Genomic DNA, 16,931 nt, shown 5'->3' on the forward strand with positions numbered 1-16,931 from the left:
GACTACATTCAATTTTCCTAACTGAAAATGAACGGAATATTTTAAAAGTCCAGGATATTTCAGGCGTAGTTTTCTGATTTGGCATCTAGCCGATTTCCTTATTTCACAGTAGAATATGCGCTCTCTCAAGTCACATTGTGGCATGGTCGCTCGATCATCCCGTGGAGCCAAAATCAGCATGTTTATCGTTGCCGGTGCACCTGCACATTCTTCTTTTAAGAAAGCTCAACTACTCACACGTTTATCGTCAATTAGTTCTGTTCAATCACTAGAAAGTCAATTTGTTTATCTTTTTGACCAAGCGCTCAACGAGCAACAACAGCAATCCGCTTTACAGCTTCTCAACGATGGTCAATCATTTGAACTGCACCAGGCTGCAAGTGATGAAATCCAGATTCTGGTGACACCGCGTGTCGGCACGATTTCACCGTGGTCATCAAAGGCAACTGATATTTTTGCCAACTGTAATACACCGGTTCATCGTTTAGAACGCGGTGTTTTGTTTACTTTGAAGGGCGAAAAAGAACTTTCTAAAGAAGCATTACAGATCTTGCATGACCGCATGACTGAAAGTGTTTTCAATGCGATTGAAGATGCTGCAGTGTTGTTTACTGAAACTGCACCAAAACCTTTGAACTCGATTGATATCCTGGGTCAAGGTAAAGAAGCACTGGTAAAAGCCAATAATGAATTCGGTTTTGCGCTGTCTGAACAGGAAATTGATTACCTGACAGAAGCATTTACCAAACTGGGTCGTAACCCGAACGACATCGAACTGATGATGTTTGCTCAGGCAAACTCAGAGCACTGCCGTCATAAAATCTTCGGTTCTGAATGGACGATTGATGGTGAAGTTCAACCATTGTCATTGTTCCAGATGATCAAAAATACCTATAAAGAATCACCAACAGACGTATTGTCGGCTTATAAAGACAACGCATCGGTGATTGTTGGTTTTGATACGCAACGTTTCTATCCAACTCAAGAAGATAACGGTCAACACGTTTATAAATACAAAAGCCAGGCCGCTCACATCTTGATGAAAGTGGAAACTCACAACCACCCAACAGCGATTGCACCATTTGCCGGTGCTGCGACAGGTTCAGGCGGTGAGATTCGTGACGAAGGCGCGACTGGTCGTGGTGGTAAACCGAAAGCTGGTTTAACGGGTTTCACCGTATCTAACCTGAATATTCCTGGCTTCGAACAGCCTTGGGAAGAAAACTATGGCAAACCTTCACGTATGGCATCTCCACTTCAAATCATGATTGAAGGTCCATTAGGCGGCGCAGCGTTTAACAACGAATTTGGTCGTCCAGCGCTGACGGGTTATTTCCGTACCTTCGAACAAAACGTCAATGGCGAAGTGAAAGGCTTCCATAAGCCAATCATGATCGCGGGTGGTTACGGTAACATTCGTCCGGACCACGTTGAAAAAGATGCGATTCAACCAGGTGACTTACTGATCGTGCTTGGTGGTCCAGCCATGCTGATCGGTCTTGGTGGCGGTGCAGCATCTTCTGTAGACAGCGGTAAACTGGGTGAAAACCTGGACTTCGCTTCTGTACAACGTGAAAACCCGGAAATGGAACGTCGTTGTCAGGAAGTGATTGATACTTGCTGGCGCATGGAAGATGAGAACCCGATCGTTTCTGTACATGACGTCGGTGCGGGCGGTATCTCGAATGCTATGCCTGAACTAGTTAATGACCACGAGCTTGGTGCGGTGCTTGATCTGCGTAAGATCCCATCGCTTGAGCCAGGCATGTCACCAATGGAAATCTGGTCAAACGAAGCGCAAGAGCGTTATGTGCTTGCGATCCGTCCAGAATCTCTACCGTTATTCGAATCGATCTGTGCGCGTGAACGTTGTCCGTTTGCAGTACTCGGTGAAGCGACTGAAGCGCGTCACTTAACCGTTGAAGATCCATTGTTCGGCAACAAGCCAGTGGATATGCCAATGCAAGTGATGCTTGGTGGTACACCACGTATGAGCCGTTCATATGAAACTGCTCCGCGTAAAGGCGATGACTTTGATGCGTCTAAAGTGACTGATCTGAAAGATGCGATTTATCGCGTGATCAAGAACCCGACTGTGGCTTCTAAATCATTCCTGATCACCATTGGTGACCGTTCGATCACCGGTATGGTGGCACGTGATCAAATGGTCGGCCCATGGCAGGTTCCTGTAGCAGATGCTGCGGTAACGACTACCAGCCTTGTCGGTTACACGGGCGAAGCAATGGCAATGGGGGAACGTCCACCAGTTGCATTGTTAAACCCAGCGGCTTCTGCACGTTTATCAGTTGCTGAATCGATCTCGAACATCATGTCTGCGAAGATTGATCAGATCAGCGACATCAAACTGTCTGCAAACTGGATGGCGGCGGCTGGTCAACCGGGCGAAGACCAAGCCTTGTTTGAAGGCGTAAAAGCCATTGGTATGGAAATGTGTCCAGCACTGGGCATTGCAATTCCAGTTGGTAAAGACTCATTGTCAATGCGTACCACCTGGAATGACGAAGGTGAAGACAAGTCCGTAACTTCTCCGATGTCAGGCGTGATCACTGCATTTGCACCTGTAACTGATGTTCGTAAGACATTAACCCCTGAGCTGAAAAATATTGAATCTGTACTGGTTCGTATTGATCTGTCTAAAGGCCAGTTCCGTCTCGGTGGTTCAATCCTGGCTCAGGTATACAAAGCCATCGGTACTGTAACTCCAGATGTCGATAGCTTCGAAGATTTCAAAGCATTCTTTGCACTGATTCAAGACTGGAACAACCGTGGTCTGATCAAGGCTTACCATGACATCGGTGATGGTGGTTTACTGGCAACTGTTGCAGAAATGATGTTTGCTGCACGTCTAGGCGTAGCTCTAGAAGACCAATCAGTCGAAGCATTATTCGCTGAAGAAATTGGTGCAGTTCTGCAAATCGCGAAAGCGGATTGGGAAGCATTGCAAGCAGAAATCGCTGCTTCTACTCTGAAAGATGCGATCTCTGTAGTGGGTACAGTGAATAACTCTGATCAGTTATTTGTAAATGGTCTGGTACTGGAACGTGCTGACCTGCAAGTAGCTTGGACAGAAGTTTCTCATCAAATCCAGCGTCTGCGTGACAACGTAGAAACTGCAGATCAAGAATTTGCGTTGGTTACTGATAAATCACACAAAGGTTTGATTGCTCAACCGACATTTGATCTGAACGAGCAAATCGAAGCGCCGTACATCAATTCACGTCGTCCAAATATGGCGATTTTGCGTGAACAGGGTGTGAATGGTCATGTAGAAATGGCAGCAGCATTCGACAAAGTCGGCTTCAATACAGTTGACGTACACATGAGTGACTTGCTTGCTGGTCGTATCAGCTTGGATGACTTCGAAGGTCTGGTGACATGTGGTGGTTTCTCTTACGGTGACGTATTAGGCGCAGGCGGTGGCTGGGCAAAATCAGTATTGTTTAACCAGCAACTCCGTGACCAGTTCGAGAAATTCTTTAACCGTCAAGAAACCTTCTCTTTAGGTATCTGTAACGGTTGTCAAATGTTGTCTCAATTGGCTCCACTGATTCCAGGTGCAGATGCTTGGCCACGTTTCCATCGCAACAAATCAGAAGTATTTGAAGCACGTAGCGTCAATGTTCGTGTAGAGAAATCTCATTCTGTATTGCTAGAAGGTATGGAAGGTTCAATTCTTCCAATCGCTGTGGCACATGGTGAAGGTCGTGTGGTTGCATCAGCTGAAAGCATTGCTGCATTGAATGCCAATAACCAGGTGATCATGCGTTATGTCGATAGCCAAGGTAATGCGACTGAGCAATATCCATTGAACCCGAATGGTTCGCCTGAAGGGATCTCTGGTGTCACTTCGAAAGATGGTCGTGCGACTATCTTGATGCCACACCCTGAGCGTAACTTCCGTGCGATCCAGCACTCTTGGAAACCTGAAGACTGGGATCAGGACGGTGCATGGTTACGCATGTTCCGTAATGCGCGTAAGTTCATTGGCTAATCTGATTTAGCTTCAAAAAATGGGTCGCAGTAGCGACCCTTTTTTATAATTTGAACTTATGGGAAATTAGTAAAACTAGAAAAATCATTTACTTTTGTTTAGACTAGCTTCATCAATTGCCACCAGTGGGTGGCTTTTTGCTTTTTAAGCAGTTTGAAACATTTATTTAATTTTCTCCCGCTGAACTGGTTTAGATTTTGCTTTTATATCTGTATAGAAGTGATATTGTGTAAATAATGCACAATATTTATGCACTTTAAAGGAAAGATGGTATAGATCAGTTCAGTATCAACACTCAAGAATGAGGTGATGACATGGCTAAGACGCTCAGAATAATGGATAGAACAGAATTACGTCAGAAAGGTTGGTGGTTATTTGGTTTTGTTGTTGGCCTACAGGTGTTGTTCTTGGTAGGTAGTTATTTGCTACAGGGTTCTTGATCAACAGATTTAAAAAAGCCACCGAGAGGTGGCTTTTTATCGCCAAACAGTGAGCTGAATCTGCTTTAGTGTTACCTTCTACGTATTCACAAAATCAAAAGCATTATTAATACTGTCCTGATAACGCCAAGCGATATAACCAACCGGCCTAAACAGAATTACACAGATTCATGAATTTCAGACTTGCCATTCTAGGGTTTATAACATCATGAGAAGCAATCTGAATCACATCCAGATATGGTAAGTTCAAAGATTTAGCTGCCTATTTCCAGCCTTCACCCGAACCTCAATGTCGAATACTGCATCATGCAAGACACCATGTGTAAATCTGATACAGGCATAAATGTATGAGGGGGCAAAGTCGAGCCATGCATAGAAGGTAGTTATATGAGTATTCGTATAAGCTATTGATCTATTAATATTTTCAATACGTTGGCCTAAATCGTAAGATAAGCACCTATTTTTTGAAGTGAGCAATCTATGGAACTTCGACATTTACGCTATTTTATTACCGTGGCGCAGGAGCAGAGTTTCACTAGGGCTGCTGAAAAGCTGTTTACGGCTCAACCTTCTTTAAGCCAGCAGATTAAAGATTTGGAGCAGGAAGTTGGCGTTAACCTGTTTGAGCGTTCTTCAGGGAAAATACAGTTAACCGATGAAGGCCAAGCCTTTTTAATCTATGCAGAAAAAGCTCTGGAAAATGCCAAATTGGCTGTTGCATCAGCACGACAGGTGGCCCAGCAGAAAAATAACCAGATTCATATTGGTTTTCTGAATGTTGCCGAACTAAAAGTCATGCCACATATTTTGGCCAAGCTGAAAAAGACCATGCCAGATCTGAAAATTCATCTGCATAGTCTATTCTGTCTGGAACAGCTTCAACGTCTAAAAAATGCCGAACTGGATCTAAGTATTACCCGTTTTCAGCTGGATCATCCGGATTTTGACAATATCCATTTATTGACGGAGCAAATTCATTTGGTTGCAGCCAAGCATTTGCACCCAACCGATCGGATACTGAAATTACAGGAACTGAAAAATCATACAATTATTATGTGTGATCATAATGCATCACCCATATTTTATGAAAGACTCAATACCTTGATGTCCTTTGATCAGCTAAAGCACGATCAAGTGCTGTGGGCGACCAATGTGCTACAGCATATTAACCTGATCAATATGGGTATGGGTTTTAGTTTTGCTCCCGATTATTTATTACGTTTCCTGAATGATGAAGTGAAAGTGATCCAGACAGATCGACCTTTACCTCAAGTCGAACTATATGCAACATTTAACAAGAACTCTCAAAATCCAGCATTGAATATTATTACCGAAGCCCTTAACAATACGGTAAATGATTGAAAAACTTGTAGGGATATATGCTTAAACTGATTTATTACGTACCAGATGAAAACCTAGAGGAAACCAAGAAAGCCGTCTTTGCAGCAGGTGCGGGTGGTATTGGGGAGTATACCGATTGTGCCTGGCAAATTCTGGGAACTGGACAATTTAAGCCACAGCAAGGCGCAGATCCTCATATTGGGGAAATTGGCCAGCTAGAAAAAGTGGAAGAATGGCGGGTCGAAATTCTTGTGCCTGATGAAAAGGCGGTTGAAGTGGCTAAGGCTCTAAAAGAAAGTCATCCTTATGAAGAACCGGCATTTGAATTTATCCAGCTTTTAGATATAAAAGTTTAAATTTTAGAAGTGATATAAACCGACGGTGCATTAGTGTTAATGTGCCGTCTATCTATATATAAAAACACCCAATCTGCTTTTATTATTATAAAATTCGTCAGAACAACTCAAATAAAAGAATAAAACAAGGAATATAACAATGCAGTTGCCAAAACCGCTGAGCAGCATGTTCAAAAATACGCTGAATAAATCTATTCAATACGGCGCAGAAATCCTACATAACCGTATTCCATATTCCCATGATAATCCTTATCTGGATGGTATTTTTGCACCGCAGCGGCAGGAGCATTTTTCAACTCAATTGAAGGTAGAAGGGCAAATCCCGAAAGAATTAGATGGCGCCTTGATGCGAATTGGCCCGAACCCCATTACAGTGAAAAATCCAAAAATTTATCAATGGTTTACTGGTGATGGGATGATTCATGCGTTACGGCTTAAAGAAGGTGAAGCACACTGGTACAAAAGCCAATATGTCGGTGCGGATAGTGTACAGAAGAAATTACATCGCTCAGTGATTCCGGGGAAAAGTCGTGGTGTAGCTGATCCAGTAAATACCAATATCATCAATTTTGCTGGGAAAATCTGGGCATTGGTCGAAGCGGGTGCTTATCCAATCGAAGTAAATAGTGAATTAGAATCTAAACGCCATCATCTGTTTGAGAATGATGATCCAGATTTACCATTTACTGCACATCCACATATTGATCCGGATACCGGCGATATTCATGCGGTTTGTTATGATGGGCTAACCCATAATAAAGTCTTTTATCTGCATATCGATGCCAAGGGCAAACTGAAAAATCATGTGGAAATTCCGGTAAAACATGGTCCGATGGTACATGACTGTGCTATTACTGAATCTCAGGTTTTAATTCTGGACTTAAATGTAAATTTCTCGATGCAGAGTGCCTTAAAAGGTTCATTGCTGCCATATCAATGGAACCCGGAACATCAGGCACGTATTGGTTTATTACCTTTTGGTGGAAGTGCTCAGGATATACGCTGGTACAACATTGATCCCTGTTTTATTTTCCATACCATGAATGCTTATGATCTGGATACAGGGGATGTCGTCATGGATGCAGTGGTACATTCCAAAGCGATGGTGCATTCGATTCAGGGCCCAATTGAAGATCAGAATCTTCGATTAGAACGATTTGTCTTCGAAAAAAAAACAGGGAAAGTGAAGCGGACAATCTTATCGGATGTTAAACAGGAATTCCCACGCATTAATGAAGCTTATACCGGGCGGCCATATCGTTATGCTTATAGCATTTCCTTTGGCGAATTTGATGATCCTTACCATGTCAGCAGTAATAGCTTATTGGGTCATGATTTAGAAACTACGACCATAGAAAGTTATTCATTCGGAGAAAATTGGGTCACAGGTGAGGCTATTTTCGTCGAAAGAGAGGGTGCACAAGCTGAAAATGATGGTTGGCTCATGTCTTATGTGCATGCTTTAGATTGTAGCCCTTCGAAAGTTGTGATTTTGGATGCACAGCATATTAAGGATGGGCCAATTGCCACAATTTATTTACCCGTCCGAGTGGCGGTTGGGTTTCATTGTAATTGGATTGATTATCGAAAGTTGAAAGTAATATAAAATTATATTTAGGAAAAATTTTAGTTTATTTAAGTCCGTGTGAAATCAAACGGACTTTACTAGATGCTTAAATAAATCTTCAATTCCACTTTTCTTGATATTTTGAGACCCAGTACAATTTGGTTTCTATATCATAGCTACCATCGGGATTAAGGGAAATGATGTAGTGGATATTTTTACCTCGACTTCGATTGCCTTTTCCTTCGGGAATTTGATATTTGTATTTTTCTACCTCTTTAGGGGGAGTAAGTACAATTTTTTTCCATGCTGTGATTGGGAGTTTTGATATACTCTCCTGTTGTGCTGCCATTATAGCTAGTCTTTTTTTTGCTGCTGCTTCTCCTTGAGCGTAACGTAATTCTTCAGGAACACCATATCCTTTTTTTATCTGCTCTTCATAAGTCAACCAAGGCACGTATTCAATAATAATTTGTTGAGGGACATAACCTTCAGGAGATACTTTACAGCTACTATAGGTTGTAATATATCTTTGCTTTTTTATCGCATCTGGTGTTCCTGATAAGTTGCCACATTCAGGCCAATTGTTTTTGTATACTATGCTATGGATCGGCCAATATTTATTATCCATTTCAAAACTAATTCTATTTTTCATAGTTGGTGCTGTTGCTTGGCAACCATTTAAAAGAAATAAACTACTAATTGTTAAAAATTTTATTTTCATTTTGCTTTAACTCCACTTCCTGCATTAAAAGTAAGTGTTGTCCCGTAATTGGCTTTGATCCAGTTAAGATAATTTATGATTTAAAATTTTTTGTTTTAAATGCTTCTTTATAAGAATAAAATCATTATGAAATACTTGTATGAGGAAACTATAAAATTATTATTTAGATTTTTCTAATATACCCGAATCGCGGATAAAAAATTGACTTGAAAAATAAGAGGACTAGAGCCATCAGTTGAGTTACCACACAAAACTTAAAACTCTAGTCCCGATGTTTAATAGTACCGAATTATTTTGCGTAATTGATGATTTCTTTCTTAAATTTGAAGCAACCTACTGGAATTTCCTTAAACAAAGTCGTCGTTTCTCCAGAGTCCGAACCGCTCACTTGAGTATCTCAGAAATCATTTTTATCGCGGTCTGGTATAAGAACTCTCAACTTCATCATTTCAAAGCCTTTTATGGCATGATACAGCGCTTTTATTATAAGCTTTTCAAGGTCCTCCCATCCTATCAGCGGATGGTTCATTTAATCAATCAACATCAACTCGCACTTCAAGCATTGCATATTTCTCTAACTTCTAGCGCTCAAACAGCTTGTGCCTGGGTTGATTCTACAACTTTACCCGTATGTAAGAATCAGCGTATCCAACGTCATAAATCTTTAAAAAAGATTGCCACACGAGCTAAAAGCTCAATGGGGTGGTTCTATGGATGTAAATTACATATTGTGATGAATCAATTTGGTGAAATTGCTTGTTCTGCTTTATCCAATGGACATTTGGCTGATATCAAAATGGTTGAGAGACTCGTTAAAGAGATGGAAGCAAAGTTGTATGGAGATCGTGGCTATATTAGTCAAGAACTGAAGAGTAGGTTGAAAGAGCAAGGTATTGATTTAATTACCTATCATCGAAAAAATATGCAGGCTATACAACTTTCTGAGTCAGATAAATATCACTTAAAACAGCGCAATAAGATAGAGACTTTATTCAGTTTATTGAAAGGTCAGTACAATTTAGTGACAAGCAAAGCACATAGTGTTCATGGATTTCTAGGAGGGATTTACGCGTCCTTGTGTGCATATCAACTGATCCATAAAAATAAGCCAACAATTCAAATTATGAAGTCATCGGCTTAAGCAGGATTCGGGTTATTTAGATTTTTCTAATATACTTAATTAAGCGACATCCATGTCATCAAATATTAAGTAAATTAATATTATTAAATCCTTTAAATACTATTTTTAAACTCAAACCTTCTGAATAAACAGCTCTCGATCAAAACGATACTGCGGGAAGAACACGCCATCTTTGGCACGTTCACCAGCACCAATCACCATCACCGGATATTGCTGATCATTCAGGTCCAGAATTTCACGAACCATTGGTTCATCGAAACCTTCCATCATACAGCTATCAAAACCATAAGCACGTAAAGCCAGTACCAGGTTTTCACAGGCTAATGCTGTGGTTTTACTTGCCCAAAGTTTCGCATCAGCAGGGCTAAATGCAGACACTGGCATTTGTTTATCGAGTGTACGTGCTACTTTGAAAGCAACTTTCTTAAAGTTACCAAAGGCATTTAAATAACCGGTTTTGTAGTTGTATGGAATGTACTTATAGTACTTTTTAATGGCTGGTGGAGCCTCAGGAAATGGAAACTCGCTGATATTCAGTTTTGCCATTTCATCTACACGGTCAGTACGTGCCACACAGACAATCAGTTCTGAAGCTGTTTTAGCAGCAAGCTGGCTCATACATGCTTTAACCAGACGTTTTTTCTTGGATGGGTTCTGCACCACATAAAATGTCCATGGCTGCAGGTTTGAGGAGTTCGGTGCCAGCAAGGCCAGGTCCAGACAGGCATCGAGGACCTCGGCAGGAATTGGCTTTTTAGTGAATTTACGTACAGAACGTCGGCTTTCGATGACCTTTCGGAAATTGTCTACATCAATATCCTGAGGTGCAGGTTCGTAGTAACGTTTCTTTTCAGGATTTGAACTATCGGTTGTTTGAGAAGTCGTTTGGGAGTTTTCATTAGTCATAAGCTAGATTCTTTCAAAAAAATAAAAGATTGAGGCAGTCTAAACTGCCTCAATTAAAAGATAAGTTTCAGAATTAGTTGAATTGTGTGAAATCAGGTTTCCGTTTTTGCATAAACGCCTGAACGGCTTCCGTCATTTCAGGTGAACCCACACGTTTCATAAAGATCTCCGCTTCATCATCAATACACTCGATAATTTCAGCCAGATTATGCTTCATCAGTGCTTTGGTTTGTTTAATAGAAGCCAGGGGTAAAGCGGCAAGAGTTTTTGCCTGTTTTTCAGCAGCGGCATAGACATCTTCCTCAATGCTATTTACCAGACCTGCACCCAATGCTTTTTCACTATTAAATCGCTGTGCAGTAAGCAGTAACTCAGCCGCTTTATGATAGCCAGCTTGTTGTACTAACAGCTTACTTGAAGCGCCTTCAGGCGACAGGCCAAGGCTAACAAATGGAATCTGGAACAGGGCAGTATTGTCACTATAAACCAGATCAGCATGCAGCAGAATCGTTACCCCGATCCCAATCGCCACACCACGAACGGCAGCAATTAAAGGCTTGGAAAATTTTGCAGCGGACTTCAACAGCACAAAAGGAGGGGTATCGCCAGCCTTACCTTGCAGAGGTGTCTGAATAAACTTCATGAAGTCCTGCATGTCATTGCCGGCACTAAAGTCTGCATCCTGACCACGTAGAATCACGACACGCACGCTACTATTCTGATCTGCCTCATCCAAGGCCTGTGCGATCCATAGATATAGTTCGCCGTAAAGCGCATTTTTTGCTTCAGGACGGTGAATGGCTAAGGTCAATACGCCATGGTCTAAATTCGCATTTAAATGCTGATGCGGTTGTTGAATACAGCTCAGTGTCATCGTACTATCCTTGCTTTATTAATATGAATTTATTGGCGCTTATTATGTCGCAAAAAATTCCCTGCGGCATAACTGATGCGTTCATAAAAGTAAGATGTGCTATGAAGTATAAATTTGATTACCTGGTGTTTATTGGTCGTTTTCAACCTTTCCATCTGGCCCATATGCAAACGATTAAAATTGCCTTGCAGCAGAGCCAGCAGGTGATTCTGGCATTAGGCTCAGCACAGCAAGAACGCAATATTAAAAATCCATTTCTGGCCACTGAACGTGAAGAAATGATCCTGTCGAATTTTTCTGAAGCAGATCAGAAGCGCATTAAATTTGTCCATGTCATTGATGTCTATAATGATGAAAAATGGCAAAAACTGGTGAAATCGTTGGTGTCTGAAGTAGTTGAAGCAGAAGCAAAAGTTGGTCTAATTGGACACTTTAAAGATGAATCTTCTTATTATTTAAGTTTGTTCCCGGAATGGGAAATGGTGGAACTCGATAGCTTGGTCGGCGCTATATCCGCCACTCCTTTACGTGAAGCGTATTATCGCGGTGAAGTGGTGGAATCGGCTTTTCCTTTAGGCACCAGTGAGTTTTTACATAAATTTAAAAATAATGAGATTTATCAACAATTGGTCAACAAGTTTGAACTAAATGATAAAACAAATCTGGGCTAAAACCGTTTTAAGGTAGTGAGTTCATTTGATTGTTAAGGATGAACACAATGAATCTATTCCTGAAAAATATAGCTTATGCGGGTGCTCTATCTGCTATGTGTATATCGGCTGCGTATGCTAAAAGCTGGACATTGACGCCTCAAAGTAGTGTCGGCTTTAGCATTAACTCCTTGGGTTTGAATGTGGTAAAGGGAAATTTTCAAGAGTTCAAGGCAACCATGCATTTTGATCCCGATCGGCCACAACAGTCATCTACTGAGTTCACTATGCAGGTGGATAGCCTGGAGGTTTCCAAGCCCAGCCTTAAAAATATGATTATGGGTGAGGACCTGTTTCATGCATCGCGCTATAAAACAGTCAATTTCAAAAGTACCCAGTTTAAGCCAAATGGTACGAATCGTTATCAGGTTATGGGGCAACTCACTCTAAGAGGTGTTACTCGACCAGTGGTATTCGATACCACTCTGACATCGAACAAGGCTAATCCTAATTTACTCGATGTGAAATCCACTACGGTAATTAATCGCTCAGATTTTGGGATGAAGAAAGCCACTGCAGGCGTGGGTGAAAAAGTTAATATTCACCTAATGGGACAGTGGAAAACCCAATAATCTGATATTCAATTTCTGTGAATTCGGCAGGACATCATAGAACTGCTTATTGAATTGGATTATTCATACATTGTTCTGCCTGTTCCAGAATGACTTTGGTTAACTGTTTTAGAGCGGGAGACTGCTGTTTCCAGTGATGCCAATATAAAGGTACATCACAACAGCATTCAGGCAGTATTTCGATCAGTGTCCCATTTTGAATCCGGTCCGCAATTTGATAGTCTGGCACCAAACCGTATCCCAATCCTGAAAAAATGGCATCCGCAAAGGCGGTCGAGGAAGGGATATAGTGAAAAGGAAAACATTGCTGGTTTAAGCCAAATTGAGTTAACAGTAGATGGCTATGTAGATGATCCTGATCATTATAAATTACAGCGGGTGCCTTACGCAGTGATTCCCGGTGAATGCCTTGTCTAAACCATGAATGCACAAAGGCAGGTGTTGCAACCATTCTATAATGCATCTGCCCGATAAAATGAGCCTTACAGCCTGGCATGGCTTTACTCTCACTGCTAATACAGGCATTGACTTGACCCTGCTCTAGAAGCTTATGAGTTTCACTTTGAACAGCGACCTGAAGATTCAAAGTGATTTTCTCTGCAAGCAGGGTAGTATTCAGACAGGGAAATAACCAGGTCGCGAGTGAATCCGCATTTACCGCAATATGAATCGAGCTAAATTCTGCTTTATTTTGACCATTTAATTGCTGGATCAATTGCTGCTGTAACAGGCGTTGATGCTGCAAATAATTCAGTAAGGTTTGACCGGCATTGGTCACTTTACAAGGACGCTCACGTAGCACCAGAACTTGCCCCAAATCTCTTTCCAGATTTTGCACTCTTAAAGTGACTGCCGAAGCCGTTATATTTAATACTTTTGCGGCAGCATCAAAGCTTTGGGTTTCTGCAACAGCCAGAAAAGCATCACAGTTTTTAGAATTAAGTGGCATAGCTTACCTAAATAAAATTTAGTCTGAATGATATTTTCTTAATTATATTTAATTGAAAAGAATAACATAGATAATGATCTCCATCTTTATAATTCCATGATATTCCAATGTTAAATGCATATATACAAGGTCTGGCGGTAGGCTTTAGCCTGATTATTGCCATTGGTGCACAAAATGCTTTTGTATTGAAACAGGGCTTGAAACAGCAGTATGTCTTTGCGATCTGTATGTGTTGTGCCTTATCTGATGCGATATTGATTTTTGCCGGTGTTCTGGGATTTTCACAATTGATGCTGGTCAATCCACACTGGATCAATATGGCGAAATATCTGGGCGCGACTTTTCTGGCGATCTATGGCGCTCAGCATTTTTATCAGGCCTGGAAGAATGAGCAGCGTCTGGACACAGATCAAAAAGATGTGCCTTCTTTATATAAGGTTTTGCTGATTTGTTTGATGCTGACCTGGCTCAATCCGCATGTCTATCTGGATGCTTTGGTCTTGATTGGTTCTATCTCCACCCAATATTCCAATGCACAGATACAATTTGCCTTAGGAGCGATTAGTGCATCCTTTGTATTCTTTTTTGGACTGGGCTATGCAGCACGTTATTTGCAACCTATTTTTCAGCGTCCAGAAGCCTGGAAAATACTGGATGTACTCATTGGCTGTGTAATGTGGTCAATTGCAGTTTCTTTAGTGAACTGAATTATTCTTTGCAGTAACTCTAAAGAAAAAGGCATGATATTTCTATTCATGCCTTTTTCATTTTATGAAAGATCTTAAGCTGCTTGTAATGCTTTCAAATCTTCTAAAACCTGTTCAGCATGGCCAGCAGCTTTTACTTTACGGTATTCTTTGACCAGCTTGCCATTATGGAAAATGAAGGTAGAGCGTTCAATGCCCATGACTTTCTTGCCATACATATTCTTTTCTTTAATGACATCAAAGTGTTTGCATAACACTTCCTCTTTATCACTGATCAGATTGATAGTCAGATTCTGTTTTTCAGTAAAGTTCTGGTGCGCTTTAACCGAATCACGTGATACGCCCAGAATAGTCGTATTGAGTGCATCGAACTGATCTTTTAAACAAGAGAAACCGACTGCCTGAGTGGTACAGCCCGGTGTAGAATCTTTAGGATAAAAATAGATAATTAACCATTCTGCATTTAATTGGGCCAGATTAATTTCACCTGTAGTGGTTGAAAAAGTGTGCTCAGGTAAGCTGATCTCAGACATGGTCTCTCCAATTTTTCTAAATTTTTTCAAAAAAATAAGCCACATTATAGTGGCTTATTCTAGAAAAACATCCGTCAGGATTATTTCTTTTGAGCGGCTTTATTGGCTTCTGCAGCAAGTGAATTTAATTTACCTGCGAGCTGTGGGCCTACACAAGACTGCACATTCTGGCTTTGTTTTTTAACAAAGTCTAAAGTTGCAGGGTTTTTCTTCTGGTTAATGGTGCTTTGAATCTGCCATTTCTGAGCTTGAGTCAATTTACCTTCTGCATCTACTTCACATGTACAAAGCTTATTCACATCAGACTGAGTCAGTTTTTTGTACTTCACTGCCTGTTTGTATGGAATAGCACAGGCTTTAATTAAACCGTCACGTACATTTGAACTGCTTCCAGCATTTTTCATGGCAGTTGTGTATTCTTTTTTCATTGCCTCAAATTCTGCTTTTGCCTTAGCTTGATCATTATTTGCAAAAGATGCAGTTGAAAATAGGGCAGACAAAGAGAGTAGGCTAGTCGCAAGTAATTTGGCTTTAATATTCATAATATGGATTTATAACCTTGATCGATTTTAAAGGTAATAACGTGTCGGGTCTTCAACACCTGCATCAGCAAAACCTTGCTTGCGTAAACGACAACTGTCACATGTTCCACACGCACGTCCTTGGTCATCTGCTTGGTAGCAAGATACCGTTTGACTGTAGTCTACGCCATGTTCTAGGCCTAAGCGAATGATATTTGCTTTGGATAAATGTAACAAAGGTGTTTCAAATTTCAGGGCTTGACCTTCAACACCGACCTTGGTTGCAAGGCGTGCCATGTTGGCAAAAGCTTCAATAAATTCCGGGCGGCAGTCTGGATAACCTGAATAATCCACCGCATTAATCCCGATCACAATTGCCTCAGCACCGAACACTTCTGCAGCAGCCAAAGCATAAGATAAGAAGATGGTATTTCGTGCAGGTACATAGGTTACCGGAATACCTTCCTGCAATTGGTCTGGTACCTCAATGCTATGATCAGTAAGGGCTGAGCCGCCTAGGTTACCTAAATCAATATTGATGACACGATGTTCTACACCCGAGCGTTGAGCCAGTGCACGAGCTGCATCAAGTTCTGTAGTAGAGCGTTGGCCATACATAAAACTCAGTGCAATACATTCATAGCGTGCCTGCGCCCAAGCCAGACAGGTTGTTGAATCTAATCCGCCAGATAACAATACAATGGCACGAGGGCGCATAACAAATACTCCAATATAGTAAATTTACAAAAATTAACGACCAGTTTCATCATTCCATAACAACTTGTGCAGCTGCAGCTGGAAACGAACAGGGAGATGGTCTTCTAAAATCCATTGAGCCAGATCACGTGCCAATTGTGGCAAGCGTGCAGCTCCTTTTTCAACTGCAAATGCAGGGGAGAACCAGACTGTACTGACTTTTTCATTCAACTGGTACTGTTCTACCTGCTGTTTTGACCATTCATAATCTTCACGATTACAGATCACAAACTTAATCTGGTCATGCTGAGTCAAATGATCCAGATTTGTAAGCAAATTTCGTGCAACTTCACCTGAAGTTGGCGTTTTTAAATCCAGAACTTTGGATACCCGTGCATCCACTTTAGAAACATCTAATGCACCACTGGTTTCTAAAGAGACTTCACAGCCTAAATCTGCAAGTCGCTGTATCAGAGGTAGGGTGTTCGGTTGCGCTAATGGTTCACCACCGGTCACACAGACATAAGGCGTTTTAAAATCAAGCGTGGTCTGGATGATGTCATCTAAAGATTTACGCTCGCCACCTTCAAAAGAATAGGTAGTATCACAATACGTACAGCGCAGTGGACATCCGGTTAAGCGGATAAATACGGTCGGTAAACCTGCAGTATTGGCTTCACCTTGTAATGAATAGAAGATCTCCGTAATGCGTAAGCCCGCAGACGGATCAGAAACTGGAATTGCGGAAGATCGAAGCGTATTCATAACAACATTAACCACTGAAAAATAAATAACAATGTATAAAAATAAAAATCCCTACGATCATTGCTGACCGTAGAGACGAGGAGCGGTTGAAGCTCCGAGGAACACAAATGTGTCCTCTAA

Annotated in this window: 17 protein-coding genes; 9 read left to right on the top strand and 8 right to left on the bottom strand. The window is 41.3% G+C overall.

Translation table 11 applies throughout. The annotated features are described in order from the left end of the window. Positions 1-178: 178 nt before the first annotated feature. The 5 genes from purL to FTU46_RS04555 all read left to right on the top strand — a co-directional run bounded on the left by purL (position 179) and on the right by FTU46_RS04555 (position 7,755). Complete coding sequence (gene purL / locus FTU46_RS04540; RefSeq protein ID WP_180104455.1) at positions 179-4,012, top strand: phosphoribosylformylglycinamidine synthase; 3,834 nt, start codon at positions 179-181, stop codon at positions 4,010-4,012. Positions 4,013-4,326: 314 nt separating this feature from the next. Next, positions 4,327-4,452, top strand: a complete 126-nt coding sequence (locus tag FTU46_RS16675) for a KGW motif small protein (RefSeq protein ID WP_253144109.1) — start codon at positions 4,327-4,329, stop codon at positions 4,450-4,452. A gap of 480 nt (positions 4,453-4,932) precedes the next feature. Beyond that, positions 4,933-5,814 carry a LysR substrate-binding domain-containing protein gene (locus FTU46_RS04545; RefSeq protein WP_180104431.1) on the top strand — a complete coding sequence of 294 codons (882 nt, stop codon included), beginning with the start codon at positions 4,933-4,935 and terminating at the stop codon, positions 5,812-5,814. 17 nt (positions 5,815-5,831) lie between these two features. Continuing rightward, complete coding sequence (locus FTU46_RS04550; RefSeq protein WP_180104432.1) at positions 5,832-6,149, top strand: NGG1p interacting factor NIF3; 318 nt, start codon at positions 5,832-5,834, stop codon at positions 6,147-6,149. Between the two features lie 139 nt (positions 6,150-6,288). Then, entirely contained in the window at positions 6,289-7,755 is a 1,467-nt protein-coding gene (locus FTU46_RS04555; RefSeq protein WP_180104433.1) for a carotenoid oxygenase family protein, read from the top strand. 79 nt (positions 7,756-7,834) lie between these two features. Here the strand turns inward: FTU46_RS04555 and FTU46_RS04560 are convergent, their stop codons facing one another. Beyond that, positions 7,835-8,437 carry a hypothetical protein gene (locus FTU46_RS04560; protein WP_180068915.1) on the bottom strand — a complete coding sequence of 201 codons (603 nt, stop codon included), beginning with the start codon at positions 8,435-8,437 and terminating at the stop codon, positions 7,835-7,837. A 271-nt stretch (positions 8,438-8,708) separates the two neighbouring features. Here FTU46_RS04560 and FTU46_RS04565 point away from each other — a divergent pair, with 271 nt between their 5' ends. Then, on the top strand, positions 8,709-9,578 hold the full coding sequence (locus FTU46_RS04565; protein WP_180104456.1) for an IS982 family transposase: 870 nt from the start codon (positions 8,709-8,711) through the stop codon (positions 9,576-9,578). 111 nt (positions 9,579-9,689) lie between these two features. Here the strand turns inward: FTU46_RS04565 and FTU46_RS04570 are convergent, their stop codons facing one another. Then, complete coding sequence (locus FTU46_RS04570; protein WP_166138362.1) at positions 9,690-10,484, bottom strand: nitroreductase family protein; 795 nt, start codon at positions 10,482-10,484, stop codon at positions 9,690-9,692. A gap of 73 nt (positions 10,485-10,557) precedes the next feature. After that, a complete protein-coding gene (locus FTU46_RS04575; RefSeq protein ID WP_180104434.1) occupies positions 10,558-11,358 on the bottom strand; it encodes an enoyl-CoA hydratase in 801 nt (266 codons plus the stop codon). 101 nt (positions 11,359-11,459) lie between these two features. On the opposite strand from FTU46_RS04575, the gene FTU46_RS04580 reads away from it, so the two are divergent. Both FTU46_RS04580 and FTU46_RS04585 read left to right on the top strand, forming a co-directional pair. Next, positions 11,460-12,029 carry a nicotinate-nicotinamide nucleotide adenylyltransferase gene (locus tag FTU46_RS04580; RefSeq protein WP_004784571.1) on the top strand — a complete coding sequence of 190 codons (570 nt, stop codon included), beginning with the start codon at positions 11,460-11,462 and terminating at the stop codon, positions 12,027-12,029. A 47-nt stretch (positions 12,030-12,076) separates the two neighbouring features. Then, positions 12,077-12,640 (top strand): YceI family protein, encoded by a 564-nt coding sequence (locus FTU46_RS04585; RefSeq protein WP_180104457.1) that lies wholly within the window; start codon positions 12,077-12,079, stop codon positions 12,638-12,640. 46 nt (positions 12,641-12,686) lie between these two features. Here the strand turns inward: FTU46_RS04585 and FTU46_RS04590 are convergent, their stop codons facing one another. After that, on the bottom strand, positions 12,687-13,589 hold the full coding sequence (locus tag FTU46_RS04590; protein WP_180104435.1) for a LysR family transcriptional regulator ArgP: 903 nt from the start codon (positions 13,587-13,589) through the stop codon (positions 12,687-12,689). 107 nt (positions 13,590-13,696) lie between these two features. Between FTU46_RS04590 and FTU46_RS04595 the strand changes: the two genes are divergently transcribed. Beyond that, the gene (locus FTU46_RS04595) at positions 13,697-14,296 is read left to right on the top strand and encodes a LysE/ArgO family amino acid transporter (protein ID WP_180104436.1); all 600 of its coding nucleotides are present in this window, start codon (positions 13,697-13,699) and stop codon (positions 14,294-14,296) included. 74 nt (positions 14,297-14,370) lie between these two features. On the opposite strand, the gene FTU46_RS04600 is transcribed toward FTU46_RS04595, so the two are convergent. The 4 genes from FTU46_RS04600 to queE all read right to left on the bottom strand — a co-directional run bounded on the left by FTU46_RS04600 (position 14,371) and on the right by queE (position 16,811). Next, positions 14,371-14,829, bottom strand: a complete 459-nt coding sequence (locus tag FTU46_RS04600; RefSeq protein ID WP_180104437.1) for a peroxiredoxin — start codon at positions 14,827-14,829, stop codon at positions 14,371-14,373. A gap of 80 nt (positions 14,830-14,909) precedes the next feature. Next, positions 14,910-15,371, bottom strand: coding sequence for a hypothetical protein (locus tag FTU46_RS04605; RefSeq protein ID WP_034171206.1), 462 nt, complete (start codon positions 15,369-15,371; stop codon positions 14,910-14,912). A gap of 27 nt (positions 15,372-15,398) precedes the next feature. Further along, a complete protein-coding gene (queC, locus tag FTU46_RS04610; protein WP_034704975.1) occupies positions 15,399-16,067 on the bottom strand; it encodes a 7-cyano-7-deazaguanine synthase QueC in 669 nt (222 codons plus the stop codon). A 33-nt stretch (positions 16,068-16,100) separates the two neighbouring features. Further along, positions 16,101-16,811, bottom strand: coding sequence for a 7-carboxy-7-deazaguanine synthase QueE (gene queE / locus FTU46_RS04615; RefSeq protein WP_180104438.1), 711 nt, complete (start codon positions 16,809-16,811; stop codon positions 16,101-16,103). Positions 16,812-16,931: the final 120 nt, after the last annotated feature.

The organism is Acinetobacter sp. YH12108, from assembly GCF_013419055.1.
Lineage (GTDB): Bacteria > Pseudomonadota > Gammaproteobacteria > Pseudomonadales > Moraxellaceae > Acinetobacter.